The sequence below is a fragment of the Stieleria sp. genome, assembly GCF_041595215.1.
In the GTDB taxonomy this organism is placed as follows: domain Bacteria; phylum Planctomycetota; class Planctomycetia; order Pirellulales; family Pirellulaceae; genus Stieleria; species Stieleria magnilauensis.
Genome location: NZ_JBFHKV010001374.1, coordinates 1 through 1,883 on the forward strand (window position 1 = coordinate 1; position 1,883 = coordinate 1,883).

The window sequence follows — 1,883 nt, forward strand, 5'->3', positions numbered from 1 at the left end:
TCGGGGTGATCAAATCGGCGTGGGGTGGCAAACCCGTTGAGACGTTTACCAGTCGCGAGGCACTCGAGACGTTGCCCGGTACGAAGCGGTTGGTCGACGCGGCGATCGAGGCTGACAAGGCCTACGATCCCGAGAAAGCCAAGGTCGCCTACCAGGCTCGACTGGACCGGTGGCAAGCCGACGCGGCGGAACGCCGCAATCGACCCAACGAGCAGCGCGCTCGCGCGCCGCGAAAACCGACGCCGCCCAAACGTCCTTTGAACACCGAAGGAAAACCCGGCGTGCTCTTCAACGCCATGATTCATCCCTTCGTCGGCTACGCGATGCGTGGAGCGATCTGGTACCAGGGCGAAGCCAACGCGAAACCGGGCGCGGTCCCTTATGATCAAACGCTGCCGCTGATGATCCGTGATTGGCGACAACGCTGGAACGATGACTTTTCCTTTTACTTTGTCCAACTGGCAAATTTCCGAGGCCCCTCGACCGAGCCCGGAACCCCGGATCCTTGGGCGTTGCTTCAAGATCGAATGCGGTTGATTTTGGACACCACGCCCAAGACAGGGATGGCGATCATCAATGACGTCGGCGCGGCCAACGACATCCATCCGAAGAACAAGAAAGATCCGGGCGAGCGATTGGCCCGCTGGGCATTGGCCAAAGATTACGGCCGTGACATCGTCTTCTCGGGGCCGCTGTATCGCGACAGCAAAATCGAAGGCAACGCGATTCGTGTGACATTCGATCAAGCCGGCGAGGGGCTGAAATCGCGAGACGGCGAAGTGTTGAAACGGTTTGAAATCGCCGGCAAGGATCAGCAATGGCATTGGGCCGATGCCAAGACCGTCGGCAAAGACAGCGTGCTGGTCAGCAGCGCCGACGTTCCCGCACCGGTCGCCGTGCGCTACGCCTGGGCGTCCAATCCCGAAGGTGCGAACCTGGTCAACAGCGAAGGCTTGCCCGCGTCGGTGTTCCGCAGCGATGACTGGGACGATGTCACCTCTTCAGGGCGACAGTCAGCACAAAAGGCGAGCAAGTGAACAGCACCATCAATCGTCGATCGATGCTCTGTGGTGGCCTCGGTTTTGGCAGCCTGGCACTCAACGCGATGCTCAGCCGCGACGGTTACGCCGCCGCGCCGGGTAGTTCGTCGGGTAGTTCGTCGGGCAGCCCGGCGTGGGCACCACCGAATGGCTTGCCGCATTTTGCCCCCAAAGCGAAAAGCGTGATCTGGCTTTTCATGCGTGGCGGTGTCAGCCACATGGAAAGTTTCGATCCCAAACCGGCGCTGACCAAGTACGCCGGGAAAACGATCAACGAGACTCCGTTTGCCGATGTTCAAGATCCGGAGAAACTGAAACGGGTTCGGGTCGTCGTCGTCAACGATGCCAACGGCCAGCAACGCAACAAGATCTATCCGTTGCAAGTCGGCTATCAAAAGTATGGTCAAAGCGGAATCGAAATCAGCGACTGGTTCCCGCATCTGGGAGCCTGTGTCGATGACCTGGCCGTGATCCGGTCGATGTGGACGACCGATGACAACCATGGTGCCCAAGTGCAGTTTCACTCGGGGCGACACATGCTCGATCCTCGTGTGCCGACGATCGGCGCCTGGGTCAACTATGGGCTGGGAACACTCAACGAGAATCTGCCCCAATTCATCGGCATGGGACCGCGTTTTTTTGACAAACGCGACGGACACTATTTGGGGCCGGCTTACGACAGCGTCGCATTGAAAGTGGACCCGAACAATCCTCTCGACTATGCGAGCCCCGAAGGAGACATCTCCGCCGGCCAGCAGCGTCTCGGATTTGACTTGGTGCGTCGCTTGAATCACTTGACGGCCGAGCAGTATCCGCACGACCCAGAGCTGGAAGCGAGGATCA

Annotated in this window: 1 protein-coding gene and 1 pseudogene; both read left to right on the top strand. The window is 59.5% G+C overall.

Annotated elements, in window-relative coordinates:
* Positions 1-1,037 (top strand): annotated as a pseudogene (locus ABX749_RS31400) (sialate O-acetylesterase); the annotation flags it as partial.
* On the top strand, positions 1,034-1,883 hold an 850-nt coding region (locus tag ABX749_RS31405), incomplete at its 3' end, for a DUF1501 domain-containing protein (RefSeq protein WP_372899503.1). The pseudogene ABX749_RS31400 and the gene ABX749_RS31405, both read left to right, overlap by 4 nt.